We start from the raw sequence: 17,847 nt of genomic DNA, 5'->3' as shown, positions 1-17,847 counted from the left end.
TGCCGGAACCAGCCTTTCGCTATTCCGCCCCCCTCGGCTCTCCTCTGCCGGAACGCAAGGGCCCGCCCCGCTCGCCCCCCGGCTGAGTTGAGGGCGGTGTCCGGTTCAGGCGCGGGGCCTCCAGGTTGGGTCCGGCGGACTGCCAAACACAAAAGATGGGCACAGGAGGGTTTGATGGGTTTTGGGAGAACGATGCTGCGCGGTTCCGCCAGCGTGGCGGTGATGCTGGCCATGATGGCCACGGCGCAGGCGGCCGACGCGCCGGCGGCGGACGACAGCCTGAACGAAATCGTGGTGACCGGGTTCCGTAAGTCCATCCAGGACAGCATCGACGTGAAGCGGGCGCAGAACGCGGTGGTCGATGTCGTCAGCGCCGAGGATATCGGCAAGCTGCCCGACAAGAACGTGGCCGACGCCCTGCAGCGCCTGCCCGGCGTCATGATCCAGTCCGCCGCGTCCGGCGAGGGCGGCTTCGATGAGGCCGACCGCGTTAGCATCCGGGGGTCCAGCCCGTCGCTGACCCAGACCACCATCAACGGCCACGGCGTCGCCACCGGCGACTGGTTCCTGCTGGACCAGTTCCAGACCGTGGGCCGTTCGGTCAGCTTCTCGCTGCTGCCGTCGGAAATCGTCTCCAAGACCCTGGTGTATAAAAGCCAGCAGGCCGACCTGGTGGAAGGCGGCATCGCCGGCTCCATCGACATCCAGACCCGCAAGCCGCTGGAGTTCAAGGACAGCCTGACGCTGCAGGCCTCGGCCGAGGCGGCCTATGGCGACCTGTCCGGCAAGACGGCGCCGCAGTTCAACGGCCTGGCCGCGTGGAAGAACCAGGCCAACACCTTCGGCATCGTGGCCCAGGCGTTTTATGAGGAACGCAACGTGCGCCGCGACGGCAATGAGGTGCTGGGCTATTCCCAGTTCGCCCCCACCGACCCGGCTGTCGTCGCCCATCCCGACCTGAACGGCGTCTATTATCCCACCCTGATCGGTTCCGCCCTGTTCCAGCAAAAGCGCAAGCGCATGGGCGGGGACGTGGATGTGGAATTCACGCCGACCGACAAGCTGACGATCGACGTCAACGGCTTCTACTCCCACATGGACGCGGACAACTCCAACCGCAACTTCATGCTGTGGGGCGCCAAGATTTTCGGCGGCACCGCCGGCGGCAACGACGGCATCGTGCCCACCAGCTATACCGTCCGCAACGGCACGCTGGTGTCGGCCACGGCGCCGCTGGCCACCAACGCCATCGTCTATGACCAGATCAGCCGCCCGGGTGCTGCGGCCGAAACCTCCTACATCGATACCGACATCAAATACCAGGCGACCGACCGGCTGAGCGTCAGCGCCAAGGCCGGCTACACCTACGGCCTGGGCGACACCCCCAGCCAGCCGGCCTATGAGGCGGTGGCCAACGCCGGCACCAGCTTCGCCCTGAACGGCCTGTCGGCCCCGGCCAGCGCCGCCTTCACCATCCCCACCGGCACCCAGAACGGCAACTATTCCACCGGCTGGGCCTGGACCGACGTCGTCACCGCCCAGGACCAGGAATATTACGGCCAGCTGGACACCCAGTACGACATCAAGTCCGGCATCTGGGACTCGGTGAAGGCCGGCGTCCGCTATGCCGCGCACCAGCGCAACACCCAGTTCAAGGTCAACGGCGGCTGCTGCCTGAACGGCGGGTGGGGGGCGGCCACCCCGACGGCGTCGGGCACCTATCCCAGCGACTTCGGCTCCAACCTGGGCGGTCCCATCCTGAAGGACATCTGGACCCTGTCGGAGCCCCAGATCGCCGCCTTCTTCGCCGCCTACGGCAACGCCGATCCGGTCAGCCGCTATTACTGGCCCGGCTCCTTCAAGGTGACGGAGGACGACAGCGCCGCCTATGTCATGGCCAATGTCGGCGGGGCCGGCTGGTCGGGCAATTTCGGCGTGCGCTTCGTCGACACCAATGTCCACAGCCTGGTCTATGTCGGCGCCACCGCCACGACGCCGGGCGCCATCACCAGCTCGGCCTTCGGCCCCTACGTGCCGACGACCATCAGCCACGATTACGTGAACGTGCTGCCCAGCGCCAACCTGAAGGTCGAGGTCACCGACGACCTGATCGGTCACCTGGCGGTCGCCAAGACCATGGCGCGGCCGGATTACAGCGCGCTGGGCGGGTCGGTCAGCCTGAACGACGTGGCCTCCTCCGGCTCGGGCGGCAACCCCAACCTGAAGCCCATCGAGTCCACCAACTACGACGCGTCCATCGAGTGGTACTACGGCCCGCAGTCGCTGCTGTCGTTTGCCGTGTTCTACAACGACATGAATTCCTACGTGACCTTCGGCACGGCGCCGCAGACCTACTACTCCGACTATTACAAGGCCAACCACACCTACATCGTCACCACGCCCACCAACACCTCGGCCCGGAACCGGGGCTTCGAGCTGGCGGTGCAGCAGCCGATCTACGCCGGCTTCGGTGTGCAGGCCAATTACACCTACGCCTATGGCACCGAGGAAAACGGCAGCCCCATGATCGGCAATTCCCGTCACACCTACAACCTGACGGGCTATTACGAGAACGCGTGGATCAGCGCCCACCTGTCTTACACCTTCCGCTCCCACTTCCTGGTGGGGCTGGATCGCAGCTCGGCGGAGAACCAGGACGACTATGGAACCCTGGACGCCTCGGTCAATGTGCCGGTGGGCGATTACGTGACGCTGTCCTTCTCGGCGCTGAACATCACCGACAGCCAGCTGAAGTACTACGCCAACAACACCGACCAGCCGCGCGCCATCTACGACAACGGCCGCCAGTTCTATTTCGGCGCCCGGTTCAAGTACTGACGCGTCCCGCGGGCGTGTGGTGGCCCGGGGCGGCGTCGCGCCGGGCCATCGCCAGTGCCCCGCCGGCCGCTTCCGTGACGGTCGGCGGGTTCTTTCCGGAAGGCGATGTCCTCGGACGGGCGCTTTCGGTCTCCCCAAACTGGACAGGGGTCCGGCACCGGCCGGGCCCCCTTTTTCCGGGGCGGGGTATGGCGGCGGCTTCAGGCGCCGCCGCTGAGTCTATGGCTAAGGCGGCGCGCCGGCGCCGGGAAAAATGAGGGTCAGGCGTGGGCGGTTCGATGGTGGGAAATGATCCCGGTAAGGGCACGGTCACCGGCGGCGTGACGCGGCTCAGCCTGCTGGCGCCGCTGGATGGGTGGGCCGCCCCGCTGGAAGAGGTGCCGGACCCCGTCTTCGCCCAGCGCATGATGGGGGATGGCTTGGCCATCGACCCCACCGGCGGCACGCTGCGCGCGCCCTGCGACGGCGTCGTCATCGCCATCCACCGTGCCCGCCACGCCGTGACCCTGCGCGCCGAGTGCGGCGTGGAAATCCTGATGCACATTGGGCTGGAAACCGTGGCCCTGGGCGGCCGTGGCTTCACGGTCCACACCACCGAAGGGGCGGCCGTGCGCGCCGGCGACGCCCTGATCGAGTTCGACATGGACCTGCTGGCGCGGGAGGCCAAAAGCCTGGTGACGCCCCTGGTCATCGCCGGTGGTCCGTCCGCCACCGTGGTGGCGGCCAAGACGGGTGTCGCGGTGCGCGCGGGTGAGGTTCTGCTGACCCTGTTGGTCCAGGGGCGTGGATCAGCCCGCGCGGACGGCGCGGGGGTGGCCCGTGGGTCAGCGGCGGGGGCCGAGCGCTCGCTGGTGCTGCCCCTGGCGCACGGGCTGCACGCCCGCCCGGCCGCGGTGCTGGCGGCCGCCGCCAAGCCCTTCGCCGCCGCCGTCCATCTGGTTGCCCAGGGGCGCCGCGCCAACGCCAAGAGCGCGGTGGCCGCCATGTCGCTGGGCCTGCGCCACGGCGATGCCCTGACGGTGGTGGGCGAGGGGGCCGACGCCACCGCCGCCGTGGCCGCCGTCGCCGACGCCATCGCCGCCGGCCTGGGGGAGACGCCGGTACCGCCCCCGGCGGCGCTGCCCGTGCCGTCGCTGCCCAGCGCCGCCGTGCCGCCCCCGGACGAGCCGCCCGCGCTGGAGGTCCAGCCACCCTTCGCGCCAGGGGAGACGGCGGTCATCCGCGCCGTCACCGCCGCCCCCGGGCTGGCCCTGGGCCGCGCCTTCCGCCTGGAGGATGAGGAGGTGGAGGTGCCGGCCAGCGGCCGGGGAGCGGAGGCGGAACGCACCTTGCTGGCCGCCGCGTTGAAGCGGGTGCGTGCCCGCCTGGGCGCCGCCGTGGCCCAGTCGGAAGCCGCCGGCCAGGCCCAGCGCCGTGACATCTTCCGGGCGCACCTGGCCATCCTGGACGATCCCGAGCTGTTGGACGAAGCGCTGGCCGCGATCAGCGGTGGCGAGGCCGCCGGCGTCGCGTGGCGCGCCGCCACCGACCGCCGCGCCACCGCCTTGCGCGCCCTGGGCAATCCCCGCATGGCGGAGCGCGCGGCCGACCTGATCGACCTGCGCCGCCAGGTCATGCTGGCGCTGGCCGGGCGGGAGCCTCAGCCGGTGATCCTGCCCCAGGGCGCCATCCTGGTGGCGGAGGAACTGATGCCCAGCCAGCTCAGCAACCTGGATGCCGGCCGTCTGGCCGGCTTCTGCACGGCGCGCGGCGGCCCCACCAGCCATGTCGCCATCCTCGCCGCCTCCATGGGCGTGCCGGCGCTGGTGGCGGGCGGGGCGGCCGTGCTGCGCATCCCCGACGACGCGCCGCTGATCCTGGATGCCGACCGGGGCCTGCTGCATGTCCAGCCGCCGGCCGAGGATCTGGCCAGGCTGGAACGGGAGACGGGGCAGCGCCAGGCGCGGACGGAGGCCAACCTCCGGGCCGCGGCCGCCGATTGCGTCATGGCCGACGGCACCCGCATCGAGGTCTACACCAATGTCGGCAAAGTGGCCGACGCGGTGAAGGGGGTGGCCAAGGGGGCGGAGGGCTGCGGCCTCCTGCGCACCGAATTCCTGTTCCTGGACCGCCAGACGGCACCGGATGAGGATGAGCAGGCGGCCCAATACCAGGCGGTGGCGACGGCCTTGGCCGGACGCCCGCTGATCATCCGCACCCTGGACGTGGGCGGGGACAAGCCCTTGCCCTACCTGCCCCTGCCGCGGGAGGAGAACCCCATCCTGGGCCTGCGCGGGGTGCGCATCGGCCTGCGCCGGCCAGAGATCCTGCGCACCCAGTTGCGCGCCATCCTGCGCGTCCGCCCGGTGGGCCAGTGCCGCATCATGGTGCCCATGGTGGCGACCCTGGATGAGGTGCGGGCCGTGCGCGACATGCTGGACCAGGAGCGCGAGGCCCTGGGCCACGCCCCGCCGGTGCAGTTGGGCGTCATGGTGGAAACCCCGGCGGCGGCGGTGACAGCCGACCAGCTGGCGACCGAGGCCGATTTCCTGTCCATCGGCACCAATGACCTGACCCAGTACGTGCTGGCCATGGACCGGGGCAACCCCGACCTGGCCGCACGCCTGGACGCCCTGCACCCCGCCGTGCTGCGCCTTATCCGCCAGACGGCGGAAGGGGCGGCCCGGCATGGGCGCTGGGTGGGCGTGTGCGGCGCGCTGGCGTCCGATCCAGCGGCGGCCCCCCTGCTGGTGGGCCTGGGCGTGACGGAGCTGTCGGCCACGCCACCGGCCATCCCCGACATCAAGGCGGCGCTGCGTCCGCTGGACAAGGCGGCCTGCGCCGCCTTGGCGCGTGAGGCGCTGGCCCAGGAATCCGCCGCCGCCGTGCGCAGCCTGCTGGCCCGGGCCGGCATGGCGGTGTCTGTCATGGAAGGAGCCGCCTGATGCGCGACCGTTTCAGCCTGTTTGAACGACTGGGCGTGCAGCAGCTGGGTCGCGCCCTGATGTTGCCCATCGCCGTCCTGCCGGTGGCCGGCCTGTTGCTGCGCCTGGGCCAGCCCGACCTGCTGGGCATCCCGTTCATCGCGGCCGCCGGCGAGGCCATCTTCACCAACCTGGGGCTGATCTTCGCCATCGGCGTGGCCGTGGGCCTGGCGCGGGAGAACAACGGGGCCGCCGGCCTGGCCGGCGTCGTCGGCTTCCTGGTGGCCACGCAAGGGGCGCAGGCGCTGGTGCGGGTTCCGCCCGAGGTGATCGCCGGCCTGACCGGCAGCGCGCTGGAGGCGGCGTCCACCAGCTACAAGATCAAGGCGGTGGCCAAGATCGGCGTGCCGGCCGGCATCCTGTCCGGCCTGCTGGCCGGCGGACTCTATAACCGCTACAGCGATCTGAAGCTGCCGGAATTCCTGTCATTCTTCGGCGGCCGGCGCTTCGTGCCCATCGCCGCCGGCATCGCGGGGCTGGGCCTGGCGCTGGTCTTCGGCCTGGGCTGGCCCGTGCTGGAGGCTGGCCTGGACGGGCTCAGCCGCGCCGTGCTGTCGTCGGGCGAGGCCGGGCTGTTCCTCTACGGCCTATTGAACCGGGTGCTGATCATCACCGGCCTGCACCACATCCTGAACAACGTCGCCTGGTTCATCCTGGGCGACTATCACGGCGCCACCGGCGATCTGAAGCGCTTCTTCGCCGGCGATCCCACGGCCGGCGGTTTCATGGCGGGCTATTTCCCCGTCATGATGTTCGGCCTGCCGGCCGCCTGCCTGGCCCTGTATCGCGCGGCCCGGCCGGCCCGGCGGGCCGCCGTGGGCGGCATGCTGCTGTCCATGGCGCTGACCGCCTTCCTCACCGGCGTGACCGAGCCCATCGAGTTCACCTTCATGTTCGCGGCGCCGGCGCTTTACGCCCTGCACGCCGTGCTGACCGGGCTGGCCATGGTGGTCATGGACCTGCTGGGGGTGAAGCTGGGCTTCACCTTCTCCGCCGGCCTGGTCGACTATGTCGTCAATTTCGGCAAGGCGACGCGGCCGTTGCTGCTGCTGCCGGTGGGGGCGGCCTATTTCGCCCTCTATTACACCGTCTTTATTGTCGTCATCCGCCGCTTCGACCTGAGCATCCTGGGGCGGGAGGCGGCGCCGGTGGCGGTCGTCTCCGCCCAGGCGGTGGCGGCCGGTGGAAGGGGGGCGGCTTCGTCGCGGCCCTGGGCGGCGCCGGCAACATCCGCACAGTGGACGCCTGCACCACCCGCCTTCGCCTGGTGCTGGCCGACAACCGCGCGGTGGATGAGGCGGCGCTGACCGCCCTGGGATCACGCGGCGTGGTACGCCCCAATGCCACGGCCCTGCAGGTGGTGCTGGGTCCCGTGGCGGACCAGGTGGCGGGTGAGATCCGCCAGGCCCTGAGCCGCCCGGCGGCGGCCCAGTCTGCGGCCGTCACCGGGCCCGATGCCGGTGCCGTGTTGGCCGCCCTGGGCGGTGCCGGCAATCTTCAGGAGGTGGAGGCGCGGGCCAACCGCTTGCTGCTGGGGGTCACCGACCCGGCCCGCGTTGACGATGGCAGCCTGCTGGCTCTGGGCCTGCGTGGCGTCGCGCGGCCGGCGGCCGGCCGTCTTCATCTGCTGCTGGGGGCGCCCGCCGCGCCGCTGGCCGATGCCCTGACCCTCGCCCGCGCCGGCGGCTGATCCCCGCCGGCCCCCCGTCCACGGTTCCGCTTTTTCCCAAGGGTGCCTTCCCATGCGTCTGTCGACCTTGCTTGTCTGCGGTGTGGCCGTGATGGCCGCCGGCCTCGCCCAGGCCCAATCGGTTCCCACCCCCGCTGCCGGGATGCCGTTGCCGGCCCTGATGCCCCTGCCGGCGTCGATGACGGCGGGGCAGGGCCGGTTGGCGGTGGATGGCGGGTTCACCGTGGCGCTGGCGGGGCCGGCCGACCCGCACCTGGAGGCCGCGGCCCGCACGCTGATCCAGCGCCTGTCGGCCAAGACCGGGCAGTTCCTGGCCGGCGCGCCGGTGACGGCGGGAACCGCGCCGGGGAAGGGGGCCACCCTGACCCTGACGATCACGGGCGTCAGCGCGGCCGTCCCGGCGCCCACGGAGGATGAGTCCTACACCCTGACGGTGACGCCTGGCGGCGCCAGCATCACGGCCGCCACATCCATCGGCATCAACCGGGGCGTCGCCACCTTCGCCCAACTGGTGGCCAACGGCCCGCAGGGGTGGGCGGCGCCGGCGGTGACCATCCATGACCAGCCGCGCTTCCCCTGGCGCGGCCTGCTGCTGGACGTGTCGCGCCACTTCATGCCCATCGCCACGGTGGAGCGCACCATCGACCTGATGCAGGCGGTGAAGCTGAACGTCCTGCACTGGCATCTCAGCGACAACCAGGGCTTCCGCGTGGAAAGCAAGGTCTTCCCCAGGCTGCACCAGCTGGGGTCCGATGGCGAATTCTACACCCAGGACCAGGTGCGCCAGGTCATCCGCTACGCCGCCGACCGGGGCATCCGCGTGGTGCCCGAATTCGACATGCCGGGCCACACCACCGCCTGGCTGGTGGGCTATCCGGAATTGGCCAGCGCGCCCGGCCCCTATGCCATCGAGCGCCACTGGGGCGTGTTCGACCCGGCGCTAGACCCGACGCGCGACAGCACATACCAATTCCTGGATCGTCTCGTTGGCGAAATGACCGCGCTGTTCCCTGACCCGTACTTCCATATCGGCGGGGATGAGGTGAACGGCGAACAGTGGAAGGCCAGCCCCGGCGTCCAGGCCTACATGAAGGCCCATGGCCTGAAGGACACCGCCGCCTTGCAGGCCCTGTTCACCACCCGGGTCCAGGCCATCGTCGCGGCCCATGGCAAGCATGCCATCGGCTGGGATGAGATCATGGACGGCGACATGCCCAAGGATGTGGTGGTGCAATCCTGGCGGGATGCGGAGTCGCTGAAGAAGGCGGCCCTGGCCGGCCACGCCGGCATCCTGTCCGCCCCCTATTACCTGGACCTGAACTGGCCGGCGGGCCGCCACTACGCCGCCGATCCCCTGCCGGAGAACCTGCCGCCGGGTTTGGAAAGCCTGATCCTGGGGGGTGAGGCCTGCGCGTGGAGCGAGCGGCTGTCGCCGGAGAACCTGGACGTCCGCTTGTGGCCCCGCGCCGCGGTGGTGGCGGAAAAGCTGTGGTCACCCCGGGACATGACCCGGGACGTGCCCGCGATGTACGCGCGCCTGGACACGGTGGCCCAGGATTTGGTGTCCGCCGGCTCGCAACATGAGGCGGCACGGTCCGTCCTGCTGACCCGCGTGGCCGGCCCCGCCGGGCTGCCGGCGCTGCTGCCCCTGGCCCAGACGGTACAGCCCCTGCAGGATTACCGGCGCTCGGTCCGCCGGCCAGACGCGGTGCAGTCCACGCCGCTGAACCGCCTGGTGGATGCGGTGCCGGCGGAAAGTGCCGAGGCCCGCGCCTTCAGCCTGGCGGTGGACCGCTTCCTGGCGAACCCGAAGGATGTCGAGGCGCGGGCGGCGGTGTTGCGGCCCCTGATGGCCTGGCAGCAGGGCAACGCCCTGTTGGCCCCCCACGCCACCGCCACGCCGCTGCTGGCCGAACTGGCTGGGCCGTCGGCCAAGCTGACCAGGCTGGCCGATGCCGGTATGGCGGCGGCGGAGGCGCTGCACACCGGCAAGCCGATGTTCGACCGCGCCGGCGGGGAAAAGGCGGTGGCGGATGCGGCGGATGCCGGGGCGGAGCTGGACTTCGCCATCCTGCCGGCGGTGACCCGGCTGGTGAAGGCGGCGCCTTAGCGGTCCATCCCGGGGATGCCGGCTACGGCATCCACCAGGAAATCGGCCAGAAGGCGCACCCGGGCGATGCCGGCCCGTTCCGGCACGATCAGCATGTTAAAGGGCACCGGCGGTGGGCTGTGGCCGGGCAGCACGATCTCCACCCCGCCGGTCGCCAGCAAATCGTCCATGAGCCAGTGGTGGGTGGGGCCGATGCCCCGGCCGGCGGCCATCGCCTCGCGCGCGCCCAGGCCATGGTCGACACGGAACCGCCCGCCGGCTGCCACCTCCTCGACCTCGCCATCGGGGCCATGCAGCACCAGGGTGTCGCTGCCGGCGACGTTGGACATGCGGATGATGTCGTGGCCGGCCAGGTCTCTGGGGTGTGCCGGCCGACCCCGCCGGGCCAGGTAATCCGGCGACGCCATCAACGCCCGCCGCGACCGGCCCAGCGGCCTCAGCCTCAGGGTGCTGTCGGTCAGGGGGCCCAGGCGCAGGGCGATGTCCACCCCCTCCCGCACCAAATCCACCCGCTCATCCGTCAGGTTCAGGTCTATGTCGATATCCGGGTGCCGGTCCTGGAAGGCGAACAGCAGGCGGCTGATATGCCGCACCCCCAGGGCCGCCGTGCAGGACAGGCGGATGTTGCCGGCCGCCCCCGCCGGCCGCCCCGCGCCTCATCCCCCGCCTGGTCCACCAGGCGCAGGATCTGGACGCATTGTGTGTAATAGCGCGCGCCTTCCTCCGTCGGGCTGACGCGGCGCGTGGTACGGCTCAGCAGTGGCACGCCCACCGCGTCTTCCAGTTCCCGCAACTGGCGGGTGACGCTGGATTGGCCGATGCCCAATTCCCGGGCCACGGCGGACAGGTTGCCCCGCTCCGCCACGCGGACGAAGGTGCGCATGCGATCCAGGGTGACGTCAGACTTATCCATAATCCGGCAAAATCATATGCATAGTGCTTATCTAGCGCATAGATGCCATCGGGTCTACCTGGGGGGTGTTTTGTCCTTGTCGGAGCCCGCCCCCATGAACGTCTTTCTTGTCTTCGCCCATCCCGATCCCCGGTCCATGAACGGCGCGCTGCGCGATGTCGCGGTGGCCGAACTCCAGGCCCAGGGTCACACGGTCCAGGTGTCCGACCTTCACGCCATGGGCTGGAAGGCCGTGGTCGACCACGCCGACTTCCCCGACCTTAAGCCTGAGGATCGCCTGGTGCCGGTGCTGGCGTCGCGGGATGCCTATGCCACCGGCCGGCTGACCGCCGACGTGCTGGCGGAACAGGAAAAGCTGCGCTGGGCTGACATGCTGGTCCTGCAGTTCCCCCTGTGGTGGTTCACCATGCCCGCCATCCTGAAGGGCTGGGTCGATCGCGTGTTCGCCTACGGATTCGCCTATGGCGTGGGGGAGCATAGCGACCGTCGCTGGGGCGACCGCTATGGCGAGGGAGTCTTCCAGGGCAAGCGCGCCATGGTCATCACCACCACCGGCGGCTGGGCGCCGCATTACGGCCCGCGCGGGATCAACGGCCCCATCGAGGACCTGCTGTTCCCCATCCACCACGGCATCCTCTACTATCCCGGCTATTCCGTCCTGCCGCCCTTCGTCCTGTACCAGGCGGATCGGCTTGATGCCGCCGGCTTTGAGCGCGAGGCTGAGCGTTTGCGCGAGCGGATGCGCACAGTGGAGCAGACGACGCCCATCCCCTATCGGCAACAGAACGGTGGGGACTATCGGATCCCGGCCATGGAATTGCGGGAGGGGCTCGGTGCCGGGGCCACCGGCTTCGCCCTGCATCTGCGGGAGGAGTACGACTTCAACTGATATCCGGCACGTGTCGTGCGCCCTGAACCACCGGCACGACTTGCGGCCCGCGTCCATTAAGCCTGCACATCAAGATATTTCAAGGTGTTGCATTCCCGGATTGCCTGGGATGGGGCATAGTGATGCCCTGCGGCGCCGGGATCGGCAGGACGGGCGCCGGCCATAACGATATCGGGAGGAAGCGGATGAGCGGAACTCTGACGCGGCGCGGTTCCTTGCTGCGCGGTGCGATGGTGGGGGGCGCGTTGCTGGCGGCGGCGGCGTTCAGCCTGCTGGCGCCGGGCGCGGCCCGGGCGGCACCAGAGGCGGACACGGCAAAGCCGGTGCGCATCGGCATCCTGAACGACCAGTCCGGCATCTACGCCGACTTCGGTGGCCGGGGCTCCGTCGTGGCGGCGCAGATGGCCATCGATGATTTCGGCGGCAGCGTCCTGGGGCGCAAGATCGTGCTGCTCAGCGCCGACCACCAGAACAAGCCGGACACCGGTGTCGCCATCGCCCGCCAATGGTTCGACGCCGACGCGGTGGACATGATCGGCGAACTCACCACCTCCTCCGTGGCCCTGGCGGTGCAGGACTTGGCCAAGCAGCGGGGCAAGATCGACATCGTGGTGGGGGCGGCCACCTCCAAACTGACCAATGAGGCCTGTTCGCCCACCGGCTTCCACTGGGCGTACGACACCTACGCGCTGGCGCGCGGCATCGGCGGGGCGCTGGTGGAATCGGGTGGCAAATCCTGGTTTTTCATCACCGCCGATTACGCCTTCGGCCACCAGCTGGAAAAGGACACGACCGACTTCGTGACCGCCAAGGGCGGCACGGTGGTGGGGGCGGTCAACGCGCCCTTCAACAACCGCGACTTCTCCTCCTTCCTGTCGCAGGCGCAGGCGTCCAAGGCCCAGGTCATCGGCCTGGCCAACGCCGGCACCGACACCACCAACGCCATCAAGCAGGCGGCGGAGCTTGGCATCACCAAGGGCGGGCAGCGTCTGGCCGGCCTGCTATTCACCCTCAGCGACGTACATGCCCTGGGCCTGAAGACGGCGCAGGGCCTGGTGCTGACCGAGGCCTTCTACTGGGACCGCGACGACGCCAGCCGGCAGTGGGCGGAGCGCTATTTCCAGAAGGTTAAGCGCATGCCCAACATGGTGCAGGCCGGCACCTATTCCGCCGTGCTGCATTACCTGAAGGCGGTGAAGGCGGCGGGGACGACCGAGGCCAAGGCGGTGGCCGCCAAGATGCGCGAGCTGCCGGTGGATGACATGTTCGCCAAGGGCACGGTGCGCCAGGACGGCACCATGGTGCATGACATGTACCTGTTCGAGGTGAAGAAGCCGGAGGAGAGCAAGAAGCCCTGGGACTATTACAAGCTGCTGCGCACCATCCCGGGGAGGAGGCCTACCAGTCCCAGGACAAGGGCGGCTGCCCGCTGACCAAGGCCCCCCGCTAAGGCCTGTTGATCGCCGGTGACACCCACCCGATCCGTTGGGGGGCTTTTGAAGCCCCTTTCGCCGCATTGCCGCCCCGCCCGTCCCAACGGTAGAAGGTCCGCCGGGGGTGCCCTATCTTGGGTAGGGATTTCAGGGCCATGCGTTCACAGCAGGATGGCGGGGCGGGGATGACTCAGGCGGAACCGGTGGTGAAGGACGAGGGCGTGCCCGATAGCCTGCAGGATCACAACCCGCAGGAGCATGGCCACGGCCATGTGCATGGCAGCCGGGCCGCCCTGATGCTGGGCGCGTTGGGCGTCGTCTTCGGCGATATCGGCACCTCCCCCCTCTACGCCATGCAGACGGCCCTGGGCGCCGTCACCCATCATGGGCGTCTGCCCAGCGAGGGCGACGTGCTGGGGGTGGTCAGCCTGATCATCTGGGCGCTGATCCTGATCGTGGCGGTCAAGTATGTCGCCCTGGTGCTGCGGGCCGACAATGATGGCGAGGGCGGCATCCTCTCGCTCCTGTCCCTGGTGCATCCGCCCAACGCCCGGGAAATGGTGCCCATGGTGGTGTTCCTGGGCATCTGCGGCGCCGCCCTGCTGTTCGGCGACGGCGCCATCACACCCGCCATTTCCGTCCTGTCGGCCATGGAGGGCCTGGTGGTGGCGGACAGCCACCTGGGCGCCTTCGTGCTGCCCCTGACCATCGCCGTCCTGGTGGCGCTGTTCGCCATCCAGCACCGGGGCACCGGCGCCATCGGCCGCCTGTTCGGCCCCATCATGGCGCTGTGGTTCGCCATGCTGGCCGCCGTCGGCCTGTTCCATGTCGTCCAGCGTCCGGACATCCTGATGGCCTTCAACCCGCTGTCGGCGGAGCATCTGCTGGTGCATGCCCCCGGCGTGGCCTTCGCCGTGTTCGGCGCCGTCTTCCTGGCGCTGACGGGGGCGGAGGCGCTGTACGCCGACATGGGCCATTTCGGCGCCGGCGCCATCCGCCGCGCCTGGTTCGTGGTCGTCTTCCCGGCGCTGATCCTGAACTATCTGGGCCAGGGCGCCCTGCTGCTGGACCGGCCCGAGGCGGTGGACAACCCCTTCTATCGCCTGGCGCCGGACTGGGCGCTGGTGCCCCTGGTCATCCTGGCCACCATGGCCACGGTCATCGCCAGCCAGGCGCTGATCTCCGGCGTGTTTTCCATGACGCGCCAGGCCATCACCCTGCGCCTGCTGCCGCGCATGTCCATCTCCCCCACCTCGCGCAAGTCCTACGGCCAGATCTACGTGGGCGTGGTCAACTGGCTGCTGATGCTGGCGACCCTGATGATCGTGCTGGGCTTCCGCCATTCCGAGGCGCTGGCGGCGGCCTACGGCATCGCCGTGTCCGCCACCATGCTGATCACCACCATCCTGCTGCGCCGGGTGATGCGGGAGCTTTGGGACTGGCCGGCCATCCCCACCAACCTGATGATGGGCTTCTTCGCCGCCGTCGACCTCGCCTTCCTGGTGGCCAACAGCACCAAGCTGCTGGAGGGCGGCTGGCTGCCGCTCGCCATCGGCGGCTTCATCGCCTTCCTGATGGTGGCCTGGCGCAAGGGCAGCGCCATCGTGCAGATCAAGCTGAGCGAAGGCGGCACCAGCTTCACGGAGTTCATGGAGCGGGTGGAGGAAACGGTGGTCCACCGCCTGCCGGGCACGGCGGTGTTCGTGACCCGCACGGCCGACCGGGTGTCGCCCATGCTGGTCCACCACGTCACCCACAACCGCGTGCTGCACGAGCACGTCATCCTGCTGACCCTGGTGCCGACCAAGCGGCCGCGCGTGCCGGCGGCTGAGCGCCTGGCGGTGGAGCAGGTGGGCAACGGCTTCTGGCGGGTCACGGTGCGCATCGGCTTCATGCAGAAGCCGGACGTGCCCACGGTCATGCGTGGCCTAGCCCGCCTGGGCCTGGCCTTCTGCCGGGAGGAGGTGACCTATTACATCTCCCACGAGCGCCTGATCCGGGCGGAGCGGAACCCCGCGCTGTCCGGCCCGGTCTGGACCGCCTATCACCTGATGCAGCGCCTGGGCCTGCGGGCGTCGGATTACTTCCACTTGCCGCCCGATCAGGTGATGGAGGTTGGGTTCAGGTTGGAGGTTTAGGGTTGTTGAAGGTTCCCTCAGTCGCCGGGCGCCAGCATCCGCTGGCTTGGCTCATCCTTGTAACTTGAATGAGGCCGGGTCCGGTAAGGTACCGGACGCGGTCGCGTCCTAGCGGCATGAGGGCTCATGCCGCGCAGACCTCGCGTACGCAGGCGCGCAGCCAGCGGTGGGCGGGGTCGGCATCCAGGCGGGGGTGCCACAGCAGCGACACGGTGATCTCGGGCACCTGGACTGGCAGGGCGAAGGTGAACAGGCCCTCACGCAGGGTCAGGGTATGTCGCTCCGGCACGGTGGCCACCAGGTCGGTGGCGCGGGCCAGGGTCAAGGCTGCGGAGAAGTCGCCGACGATGACGGCCACATCGCGCGTCAGGCCCAGCGGTTCCAACGCCGCGTCCACCGGGGCCTGGCGACGCTCCGCATCATGCTCCCGGCGGGCCACGGCGATATGCCGGGCGGCGGCGAAGCGTGCCGGGGTGAGGGCGCCTTGACTTAAAAAGTGTCCCGCCCGCGCCACGCCGATGAAGCGGTCGCGGAACAGGGACTGGGCGCGAATCTCCGGCCCCATGCTGTCGCCCACCACCCCGGTTTCCAGGTCGACCGCGCCATCGCGCAGCAGCGTGCTGCCCTTGTCCGGCTTGGGGGCGAAGCGCAAACGCACGCCCGGCGCCTCCCGCGCCAGCCGGGTGACGAGGGCGACGCCGAAGCTTTCCACGAAACCCTCGCGCGTGCGCAGGGTGAAGGTGCGGGTAAGGCGCGCCAGGTCCAGCCTCTCCGCCGGGCGCAGCACGGCCTCCGCCTCCCGCACCAGGGGGGCCACCCGTTCGCGCAGCTCCAGGGCGCGGGGGGTGGGCGCCGGGCCCCGACCGGCCCGCACCAGCAGCGGATCGCCCGTCACCTCCCGCAGGCGGCCCAGCGCCCGGCTCATGGCGGAGGGGCTGAGCCGCAGGCGGCGCGCGGCCTTGGCCACGCTGCCCTCGCTCAGCAGCACGTCCAGGGTGATCAGCAGGTTCAGGTCGGGCAGGGTGGCCATGGTCGATCCTAGCATGCGATGCGGCCCAATATGGCGCGTCGTATGCACGAATATGCTGCAGACCGTGCGTGTTCCGCCATGTCACGACGCCGGCTACCGTCCGCCTGAACCGATGAGCGGAGGGTGACATGACCTCGATACCTGTGAATCAACGACTGACAGTGGCGGCGATGGTGCCGCCGGGGACGCGGTGGGCGCTGCCGGTGCTGTCCTTGTGCGTGCTGCTGTCCTCCCTGGGCACCAGCGTCGCCAATGTGGCCCTGCCCACCTTGGCCTCGGCCTTGAACGCACCCTTCCAGCAGGTGCAATGGGTGGTGCTGGCCTATCTGCTGGCCATGACCACCCTGATCGTCAGCGTCGGACGACTGGGTGATCTGGTCGGGCGCCGTCGAACGCTGCTGGTGGGCCTGGGCCTGTTCACCGGCGCCTCGACGCTGTGCGGCCTGGCGCCTGGGCTGGGCGTCCTGGTCGCCGCGCGGGCGGCGCAGGGGCTGGGCGCCTCGGCCATGATGGCCCTGGCCCTGGCCTTCGTGAGTGGATCGGTGCCCAGGGACCGCGTCGGCCGGGCCATGGGTTTGATGGGCACCATGTCGGCCGTGGGCACGGCGTTGGGGCCTTCCCTGGGCGGGGTGCTGATCGCCGTCCTGGGCTGGAGGGCGATCTTCCTGGTCAATCTGCCGCTGGGCGGTCTGACCCTGTTCCTGGCGTGGCGCGCACTGCCGGTGGACGGCGGCCGTGGCGAGGGCGGGTGGTCCGGCTTTGATGGCGCCGGCACGGTATTGCTGGGGGGGACGTTGGCGCTGTACGCCCTGGCCATGACCCTGGGGCGGGGGCATTGGGGCCCCTTGAACCTGGTGCTGCTGGCGGGGGCGGTCGTGGGGGCCGGGCTGTTCGCGGTGGTGGAGGCGCGGGTGCGGTCGCCGCTCGTGCGTTTGCGCCTATTGCGCGATCCGGCGGTGGGGCCGGGCCTGGCGGGCAGTGCTGCCGTGGCGACGGTGATGGCGACCACCTTCGTCGTGGGCCCCTTCTACCTGGCCCGGGCCCTGGGCTTGAGCCCGGCCGGCGTGGGGCTGGTGATGTCCGCCGGACCGTTGATGTCGGCCCTGGCCGGGGTGCCGGCCGGCCGCCTGGTCGACCGTTTCGGGGCGGTGCGCATCAGCATCATCGGCCTGGGCGCCATGGTGGCCGGCAGCGTGTTGATGGCATCGGCGGGGTTGGTGCTGGAGAGGTCTGTCCTGGGCGTTGCCGGCTATGTCGGGCCCATCGCCGTGTTAACCGCCGGCTACGCCTTGTTCCAGGCGGCCAACAACACCGCCGTGATGTCAGGTGTTCCGGCGGACCGGCGGGGTGTCATATCCGGCATCCTGAACCTGTCGCGCAACCTGGGTCTGATCACCGGCGCCTCCGCCATGGGAGCGGTCTTCACCCTTGCCGCCGGCGTGCCGGACATCACCGCCGCCCCGGCGGCCGCGGTCGCCAGTGGCATGTACATCACCTTCCTGGTGGCCGGTGGCTTGATCACCCTGGCCCTTCTGCTGATAGGCGCCAGCGGAGGTCGAATGCGGGAGCGGGCGGCCCCGTGCGGCCCTTGATTCGCGCCTGGACGCCCTGCCGGCGGAGCGCCTGCCCCAAAGGCCGCTTTCTGACCCGCCTGCCGTCCGAGCAAGTCATGGAAGTCGGCTTCAGGCTAGAGGTGTAGCGGACCCGCGCCCACGCCTTCCACCCCCTCTCTGTTTGGACGCGACCGCCGCCCGGCCCTGTACAGGCTGGGCGGCGTAATTCGTCATGGTATGCCGCCCTTCCACCCCCCGCCTTGATCCAGTGCCCAGCCTTTTCCGACGGT

At 70.0% G+C, this 17,847-nt stretch carries 12 protein-coding genes; 9 read left to right on the top strand and 3 right to left on the bottom strand.

Annotation, left to right across the window (positions count from 1 at the left end; genetic code table 11):
- Window positions 1-192 precede the first annotated feature (192 nt).
- The 5 genes from UCD39_RS17685 (at window position 193) to UCD39_RS17665 (ending at window position 9,601) form a co-directional block, all read left to right on the top strand.
- Complete coding sequence (locus tag UCD39_RS17685) at window positions 193-2,838, top strand: TonB-dependent receptor (RefSeq protein ID WP_330497201.1); 2,646 nt, start codon at window positions 193-195, stop codon at window positions 2,836-2,838.
- Window positions 2,839-3,104: 266 nt separating this feature from the next.
- A complete protein-coding gene (gene ptsP, locus UCD39_RS17680; protein ID WP_330497200.1) occupies window positions 3,105-5,762 on the top strand; it encodes a phosphoenolpyruvate--protein phosphotransferase in 2,658 nt (885 codons plus the stop codon).
- Window positions 5,762-7,108 carry a PTS transporter subunit EIIC gene (locus UCD39_RS17675; RefSeq protein WP_330497199.1) on the top strand — a complete coding sequence of 449 codons (1,347 nt, stop codon included), beginning with the start codon at window positions 5,762-5,764 and terminating at the stop codon, window positions 7,106-7,108. The genes ptsP and UCD39_RS17675 overlap by 1 nt, the downstream gene beginning before the upstream one ends.
- Window positions 7,039-7,491, top strand: coding sequence for a PTS sugar transporter subunit IIB (locus UCD39_RS17670; RefSeq protein WP_330497198.1), 453 nt, complete (start codon window positions 7,039-7,041; stop codon window positions 7,489-7,491). Before UCD39_RS17675 ends, UCD39_RS17670 begins: the two co-directional genes overlap by 70 nt.
- Before the next feature lie 52 nt (window positions 7,492-7,543).
- Window positions 7,544-9,601 (top strand): beta-N-acetylhexosaminidase, encoded by a 2,058-nt coding sequence (locus tag UCD39_RS17665; RefSeq protein ID WP_330497197.1) that lies wholly within the window; start codon window positions 7,544-7,546, stop codon window positions 9,599-9,601.
- Here UCD39_RS17665 and UCD39_RS17660 read toward each other — a convergent pair.
- Together UCD39_RS17660 and UCD39_RS28555 are read right to left on the bottom strand one after the other, a co-directional pair.
- Complete coding sequence (locus UCD39_RS17660; RefSeq protein ID WP_442943661.1) at window positions 9,598-10,194, bottom strand: substrate binding domain-containing protein; 597 nt, start codon at window positions 10,192-10,194, stop codon at window positions 9,598-9,600. The two genes, UCD39_RS17665 and UCD39_RS17660, sit on opposite strands and share 4 nt — an antisense overlap.
- Window positions 10,134-10,514 (bottom strand): LysR family transcriptional regulator, encoded by a 381-nt coding sequence (locus UCD39_RS28555; RefSeq protein WP_442943660.1) that lies wholly within the window; start codon window positions 10,512-10,514, stop codon window positions 10,134-10,136. The genes UCD39_RS17660 and UCD39_RS28555 overlap by 61 nt, the downstream gene beginning before the upstream one ends.
- A 94-nt stretch (window positions 10,515-10,608) precedes the next feature.
- On the opposite strand from UCD39_RS28555, the gene UCD39_RS17655 reads away from it, so the two are divergent.
- The 3 genes from UCD39_RS17655 (at window position 10,609) to UCD39_RS17645 (ending at window position 14,974) form a co-directional block, all read left to right on the top strand.
- The gene (locus UCD39_RS17655; protein ID WP_330497196.1) at window positions 10,609-11,403 is read left to right on the top strand and encodes an NAD(P)H-dependent oxidoreductase; all 795 of its coding nucleotides are present in this window, start codon (window positions 10,609-10,611) and stop codon (window positions 11,401-11,403) included.
- Between the two features lie 185 nt (window positions 11,404-11,588).
- Window positions 11,589-12,836 carry an ABC transporter substrate-binding protein gene (locus tag UCD39_RS17650; protein ID WP_330497195.1) on the top strand — a complete coding sequence of 416 codons (1,248 nt, stop codon included), beginning with the start codon at window positions 11,589-11,591 and terminating at the stop codon, window positions 12,834-12,836.
- Window positions 12,837-12,991: 155 nt separating this feature from the next.
- On the top strand, window positions 12,992-14,974 hold the full coding sequence (locus tag UCD39_RS17645) for a potassium transporter Kup (protein WP_330497194.1): 1,983 nt from the start codon (window positions 12,992-12,994) through the stop codon (window positions 14,972-14,974).
- A gap of 124 nt (window positions 14,975-15,098) precedes the next feature.
- Here UCD39_RS17645 and UCD39_RS17640 read toward each other — a convergent pair whose 3' ends face one another.
- Window positions 15,099-16,004, bottom strand: coding sequence for a LysR family transcriptional regulator (locus UCD39_RS17640; RefSeq protein ID WP_330497193.1), 906 nt, complete (start codon window positions 16,002-16,004; stop codon window positions 15,099-15,101).
- Between the two features lie 128 nt (window positions 16,005-16,132).
- Here UCD39_RS17640 and UCD39_RS17635 point away from each other — a divergent pair, with 128 nt between their 5' ends.
- Window positions 16,133-17,596 carry an MFS transporter gene (locus UCD39_RS17635; RefSeq protein WP_330497192.1) on the top strand — a complete coding sequence of 488 codons (1,464 nt, stop codon included), beginning with the start codon at window positions 16,133-16,135 and terminating at the stop codon, window positions 17,594-17,596.
- Window positions 17,597-17,847 lie beyond the last annotated feature (251 nt).

The organism is Nitrospirillum karajorum (assembly GCF_036348415.1).
In the GTDB taxonomy this organism is placed as follows: domain Bacteria; phylum Pseudomonadota; class Alphaproteobacteria; order Azospirillales; family Azospirillaceae; genus Nitrospirillum; species Nitrospirillum amazonense_B.
This window is presented reverse-complemented; position numbering and strand designations above follow the sequence as displayed.